The following is a 6,000-nucleotide window of genomic DNA, read 5'->3' on the forward strand; positions in this document are numbered from 1 at the left end:
GTCGATCCGCGACTACCGGCAGTACGCCAGGTACCTGCGCCGCGCCAAGGCGGTCGCGCCCGACGTGGAGCTGAACCCGTCCCACCTGACGCTCAACACCTGGTGCCTGAGCGAGCCGAAGCCCATCCCGAACCCGCAGCACCGCCTGCGCGTACGCGGCGCGCCGCCGATCCTGGTCGTCAACTTCCGGCACGACCCCTCCACCGGTCACGCCTGGGCGGTCAGCGTCGCCCGCCAGCTCGGCAAGACCGGCCGGCTGCTCACCTACGAGGGCGTGGGACACGGCGTCTACGACCGCAGCGACTGCACGATCAGCACCATCGACCGCTACCTGATCACGCTGAAGCCGCCCGCCTACCGGGCGAGCTGCCCCGCCGTACCGCTGGAACCGCCCGCGCAGGCCCGCGAGTCGCACGACTTCCTCCTGCGGGACCTCACCGACCGGCCGGTCTACGAGACCAGTTCGTAGCCGGCCTCCTCGACCGCGGCGCGGACCTCGCCGACGTCCAGGGCACGGTCACTGGTGACGGCGACCGTGCCGCCGTCGACGTCCACCGTCACCGCGTTCACGCCGGGGACGCGTTCGATCTCCTCGCCGACGAACCGCGCGCAGTGCCCGCAGACCATGCCGCTCACCCGGTAGGTGTTCTGTGTCATGCCTGCGCCTCCTCCTGGCCGGGGAGCATGCGGGTGAGCATGTTGGCCTCGCGCATCCGCCCGTCGGGGGCGAACCGCCCGAAGAAGCACACCTCGATGGCGAGATCCCGCTTGGGGTTTCGCACGTGCAGCGTGTTTCTGGCGGCGAGCGTGTCGCCCCCCCAGCGCCTCGTGCACCTCCATGCGGACCGCCGGGCGGTTCTTGCGCACCGGGCGGGTGTGCGCGACGAGCTTGTAGCGGTCCATCCGGTGCCCGTCGGCGACCTGGACGATGTCCGGCGTGTGGTAGCGGTCGATGATCACCCCCGCGTCCTCGTCGGTGTTGATCAGGTCGTCGTTCAGGGCCCGGTAGAACCCGGTGATGAACTCCTTGGGGTCGGTCCCGTTGAGCGAGGTGCCGTTGAGCAGGCTGTCTTTGAACATGGTCATCCCATCACCTACTATCTCTTACAGCCCGTAAGATATACACCCGACGAAAACCTTGGCAAGGTGTAAGAGTTGTCTCGGTACCAGGCCCGCAACCGCCGTGCCGACGCGCTGCGCAGCAGGGCGGCCATCCTCGACGCGGCGCTACGGCTGCTGCGCACCGATCCCGACGCCAGCGTCGAGGCCATCGCCATCGCCGCCGACGTGACCCGCCAGACCGTCTACGCGCACTTCCGCTCGCGCGAGCAGTTGCTGGCCGCCGTCGTCGAGCAGGTCACCGACGAGACCGCCGCCGCGATGGACGCCGCCGACCCCGACACGGGCCCGGCCACCGAGGCGCTGCTACGGGTGCTCGACGCCGCCGCCCGTACGGCCGAGCGCTACCCGGGGCTCATCCAGGCGATCGTCACGACGCCCGTGAGCCCGCACACCGACCGCAAGGTCCACGCGCCGATCAGCGAGCGCCTGATCCGGGTTATCGAGCGGGGGAGACTGGCCGGGGAGTTCGATGACCGCCTGCCGGCGGAGTGGCTGGCCATGGTGACCGTCAAACTGGCGCACGCGGCGAGCGAGCAGGTCACCGCGGGGCGCATGCCGCCCGAGGAGGCCGCGCAGGCACTGCGGACCACGCTCCTGCGCGCCCTCACCCCATGACGGCCGGAGAACACGACACCCCGGCTGCGAAACAGAGCCGGGGTGACGTGCGACGTAGAGGTTCAGGAGCAGGTGGTGCGGACCGTCTCCGCCAGCCGGCCCGCGATCTCCTGGGCCATGGCCTCGGAGGACGCCTCCACCATGACGCGGATCATGGGTTCGGTGCCGCTGGGCCGGATCAGCACGCGGCCGGTCTCGCCGAGCTCGCCCTCCGCGCGGCCGATCGCCGCCGCGAGTTCGGCAGAGGCCGCGGCCTTGGCCTTGTCCACGCCCTTCACATTGATCAGGACCTGCGGCAGCCGGGTCATCACCGAGGCCAGCTCGGCCAGCGAACGCCCCTGCCTGGCCACCTCCGCGAGCAGGTGCAGCGACGTCAGGAGCCCGTCGCCGGTGGTGGCGTGGTCCAGCAGCAGGACGTGTCCGGACTGCTCGCCCCCCAGGTTGTAGCCGCCGGCCTTCATCGCCTCAAGGACGTACCGGTCGCCGACGGCCGTCTCGATGACGTTGAGACCGGCCCCCCGCATGGCGATCTTGAAACCCAGGTTGGACATGACCGTGGCCACCACGGTGTCCTTGACCAGCTCTTTCTTGGCGTGCATGGCGAGCGCGAGAATGGCCATGATCTGGTCGCCGTCCACGATCTCGCCCTCGTGGGTGACCGCCAGGCAGCGGTCGGCGTCGCCGTCGTAGGCGACCCCGAGGTCGGCGCCGCGCGACACCACGACCTGCTGGAGCCGGTCGAGGTGCGTCGAGCCGTACCCGGCGTTGATGTTCAGGCCGTCCGGGCGGGCGCCGATGGCCTCCACCGTCGCGCCCGCGCGCACCAGGGCCTCGGGGGCGACGGTGTGGGCGGCGCCGTTGGCGCAGTCCACGACCACGTTGATGCCCTCAAGACGGACGGGCAGCGTGGTCAGCAGGTGCGCGATGTACCGGTCGGCCTCGCCGTACGCCTCGTGGACCCGGCCCACACCGGATCCGGCCGGGCGCTCCCATCGCTCGCCCAGCCGTTCCTCGATCTCGTTCTCCACGGTGTCGGGCAGCTTGTAGCCGCCCTTGGCGAGGAACTTGATCCCGTTGTCGGGCGCCGGGTTGTGCGACGCGGAGAGCATCACCCCGAGGTCGGCGCCGAGCGCCGCCGTGAGGTAGGCGACCGCGGGCGTCGGCAGTACGCCGAGCCGCAGCACGTCCACCCCCGAGGAGGCGAGCCCGGCGACCACCGCGGCCTCAAGGAACTCCCCCGAGGCCCGCGGATCCCTGCCCACGACCGCCACCGGGCGGCCACGCCCAGCGGCGCTGCCGGCCGCGCCGACGCCCGCCATGTCGCCCGTGCCCCCGGCGAACGCTCCCGCGTCACCGAGCACGTGCGCCGCCGCCACCGACAGCTCCATGGCGAGCTCGGCCGTGAGGTCGCGTCCCGCGACCCCACGGACCCCGTCGGTGCCGAAAAGCCGCGCCGTCAACGCTTGCTGTACTGCGGAGCCTTACGGGCCTTCTTCAGGCCGTACTTCTTGCGCTCCTTGACCCTCGCGTCGCGGGTCAGGAAGCCGGCCTTCTTCAGCGGCGGGCGGTTGGTCTCGACGTCGAGCACGGAGAGCGCACGGGCCAGGCCCATGCGCAGCGCGCCGGCCTGGCCGGTCACGCCGCCGCCGTCGATCCGCGCGACGATGTCGAACTGCTCCTCGGCCCCCAGCGTGACGAACGGCTCGTTCACGATCTGCTGGTGGACCTTGTTCGGGAAGTAGGTGTCGAGGGTGCGACCATTGATCTTCCACTTGCCCGTGCCGGGCACGATGCGGACCCGCGCCACGGCCTCCTTGCGGCGGCCGGTGCCGTAGGAGTTGCCCGTCGTGATGGGCTTGCGGACAGGCGCGTCGCCGGCGGGGACGGACTCGCTGGTGTATTCGGTCGGGAAGTCCTCGCCGGAGAGTTCTTCCAGCTCGCCTTCGACGGGCGTCTCGACACCGGTGGGCTCGGCCACGGTTCTCCTCTTACTTTCTCGGCGCTACTGGTGGGATGCTCTGGGCTACTGAGAGATCTGGGTGATCTCGAACGGGACCGGCTGCTGCGCCTGGTGCGGGTGCTCCCCACCGGCGTAGACCTTCAGCTTCTTGACCATCCTCCGGCCGAGGGCGTTCTTCGGGAGCATTCCCTTGACGGCCTTCTCCACGGCGCGGTCGGGGCGCTTTTCCATCAGCTCGCCGTAGCTGACGGAACGCAGACCGCCGGGGTAGCCCGAGTGGCGGTACGCCTTCTTCTGCAGAAGCTTGTCACCGGTCAACGCGATCTTGTCGGCGTTGACGACGATGACGAAGTCGCCGGTGTCGACATGCGGGGCGAAGATCGGCTTGTGCTTACCGCGAAGCAGCGTCGCCACCTGACTGGCGAGCCTGCCCAGCACGACGTCGGTCGCGTCGATCACGAACCACTGGCGCTGAACTTCGGCGGGCTTGGTTGAGTACGTGCGCACGGTCGTATGGCCTTCTTTGCTCGCGTCTTCGGCGCTGCCTTCGGGATGGCAGCCTGTGGTGGGAAGGTGCGGGCACACGGCGACCCGGACCTTCCGTCTCCGCACACGGGAGAAGACGCCGGACGCGCCGCGCTCCAGTCGCCAAGGACTGGCTCGCACACAACGAACAAGCAGAATACCGCCCCTTGGCGGCATGGGTCAAAACAGCCGCGCCGGACCACGCTGCCCCAAGGCTCCTGCGGGGCTCCTACGGGACTTGGACCGGGCTCCACGGCGAAGATCGCTGATGCGCACGGGGGACGGAAGGAGAACGGTTGGGTTTCGTTCCCGCGATTCCCTTTTTCCCCAAGACTCAACATCTCTATCGTTGGGGGCGGAATGCGGCAGCCCCCTCACGTTCGGTCACCCCAGGCGATGCTCCGGCGCCGGAGTCACCTGGGGATCGTGGCGTGCCTGGTGTCGGTACTCATCACCGGCATCGTCATCGGACGGGTCTCACGCGGCCCGGAGGAGCCGGAGCCGGTGTTCCTGAACAACGTCGAGCCGGCGACGCCCACCGTACTGGCCCAACCGCGCGCCGGCCGCAGCCGCGCGCCGCTCGGCGCCGTCATGCGCCCCACGCCCTCCGCGCCGCACGCCAAGCACACGCAGGCCCCACGTCCCCGCTCGACCAGCGATGCCACCGGCGAGCACATGCCAGGGCCGCAGGACGCCGTGGGGGCGCAGGCGACCGTCGGCGCCGATGTCGGCGGGCAGCTCAGTGAGCAGCCGCGGATCGTCCCGAGTTCGCCGTACGGCTCGCTGCGCGCGATGGAGAGCCAGGCGGTACGACTGACCAACCGGGCCAGGCGCAAGCACGGCTGCCGGCCGTTGCGTCTGGACCAGCGGCTGGTGCGGTCCGCGCGGCAGCACTCCGCCGAGATGGCGGAAAGCGGGCAATTCACCCATAACTCTCCGGACGGCTCGTCGCCGTGGAAGCGGATGGAACGGGCGGGCTATAAGGACGGCGGCGCGGAGAACATCGGCCGTGGGTACCTCAGCGCGAAGGAGGCCGTGCAGGGCTGGATGAACAGCCGGAGCCACCGCGCGAACATCCTCAACTGCAGGATGGTGGCCATCGGAGTGGGGGTCGCGGAGGGGCCCGGCGGGCTGTGGTGGACACAGGACTTCGGATATTCATGACCATCTCGGTGCCCGTTCACAGTTAATCTCTGCGCATGGGTAACCCCGGGGAACCGTCACGTCGCCAGCCGTATGAGCAGTCCGGCTCTTCGCCACCGGCCAATGAGAACTGGTTCGCGGCCTCGCCGCACAACCAGCAGCCCGCCGAGCCGCCGCACGACTCCCAGCGCGCGCCCGGCACCGGCCCGGAGACCGGCCCTGACCATCCCGACCACCCGGATTACGGGCTGAACCCGGGGTTCGAGCGGGCGCTCGACCCGGACTTCGATCCCTTGGACCTCAGCCGGCCGCTGGGCGCGCCGAGGCCGACGGGGGCGGCCCCTTCTGGGGAGAGCGTGCCGGGGAGCGACCCGTTGGGGCTGGGGACGAGCGAGGTCTTCGGGCGCGGGCGTCCCGAGGGGCCGGGTTCGGGTCCTGGCTCCGGCTCTGGCCCTGTCGGCTCTGGTTCGGCGGACCCTTTGGGGGTCGGTCCGATCCTCGGTGGCGGACCGGGGCCGCAGGACTTCGACAACGGTCCCAACACCGATCCCGGGGCCAGCACGAACCCCGACATCAGGACCGGCCCGGGCTCCGGGCTCGGCGAGCCGTTCGGGCTCGGCGAACCCTTCCGGAGC

At 70.4% G+C, this 6,000-nt stretch carries 7 protein-coding genes and 1 pseudogene; 4 read left to right on the forward strand and 4 right to left on the reverse strand.

What is annotated here, in order from left to right; all coding sequences use genetic code 11:
- Nucleotides 1-64: 64 nt before the first annotated feature.
- A complete protein-coding gene (locus tag C1I98_RS01820) occupies nucleotides 65-469 on the forward strand; it encodes an alpha/beta hydrolase (protein ID WP_158557857.1) in 405 nt (134 codons plus the stop codon).
- On the opposite strand, the gene C1I98_RS45265 is transcribed toward C1I98_RS01820, so the two are convergent.
- Nucleotides 451-1,086, reverse strand: coding sequence for a heavy-metal-associated domain-containing protein (locus C1I98_RS45265; protein ID WP_306461830.1), 636 nt, complete (start codon nucleotides 1,084-1,086; stop codon nucleotides 451-453). The two genes, C1I98_RS01820 and C1I98_RS45265, sit on opposite strands and share 19 nt — an antisense overlap.
- A gap of 69 nt (nucleotides 1,087-1,155) precedes the next feature.
- On the opposite strand from C1I98_RS45265, the gene C1I98_RS01835 reads away from it, so the two are divergent.
- On the forward strand, nucleotides 1,156-1,737 hold the full coding sequence (locus tag C1I98_RS01835; protein WP_111165291.1) for a TetR/AcrR family transcriptional regulator: 582 nt from the start codon (nucleotides 1,156-1,158) through the stop codon (nucleotides 1,735-1,737).
- Between the two features lie 62 nt (nucleotides 1,738-1,799).
- On the opposite strand, the gene glmM is transcribed toward C1I98_RS01835, so the two are convergent.
- Genes glmM through rplM form a run of 3 tightly spaced genes read right to left on the reverse strand, consistent with a single transcriptional unit; the run spans nucleotide 1,800 to nucleotide 4,204 of the window.
- Nucleotides 1,800-3,197 (reverse strand): phosphoglucosamine mutase, encoded by a 1,398-nt coding sequence (glmM, locus tag C1I98_RS01840; RefSeq protein WP_111165292.1) that lies wholly within the window; start codon nucleotides 3,195-3,197, stop codon nucleotides 1,800-1,802.
- A complete protein-coding gene (rpsI, locus tag C1I98_RS01845) occupies nucleotides 3,194-3,715 on the reverse strand; it encodes a 30S ribosomal protein S9 (protein ID WP_111165293.1) in 522 nt (173 codons plus the stop codon). Before rpsI ends, glmM begins: the two co-directional genes overlap by 4 nt.
- Nucleotides 3,716-3,760: 45 nt before the next feature.
- A complete protein-coding gene (gene rplM / locus C1I98_RS01850) occupies nucleotides 3,761-4,204 on the reverse strand; it encodes a 50S ribosomal protein L13 (protein ID WP_111165294.1) in 444 nt (147 codons plus the stop codon).
- A gap of 444 nt (nucleotides 4,205-4,648) precedes the next feature.
- On the opposite strand from rplM, the gene C1I98_RS41085 reads away from it, so the two are divergent.
- Both C1I98_RS41085 and C1I98_RS40265 read left to right on the forward strand, forming a co-directional pair.
- Nucleotides 4,649-5,386, forward strand: coding sequence for a CAP domain-containing protein (locus C1I98_RS41085; RefSeq protein WP_233506997.1), 738 nt, complete (start codon nucleotides 4,649-4,651; stop codon nucleotides 5,384-5,386).
- 35 nt (nucleotides 5,387-5,421) lie between these two features.
- Nucleotides 5,422-6,000, forward strand: a pseudogene (locus C1I98_RS40265) (hypothetical protein); the annotation flags it as partial.

Origin of the sequence: Spongiactinospora gelatinilytica, from assembly GCF_003236385.1 — a bacterium.
In the GTDB taxonomy this organism is placed as follows: Bacteria; Actinomycetota; Actinomycetes; order Streptosporangiales; family Streptosporangiaceae; genus Spongiactinospora; species Spongiactinospora gelatinilytica.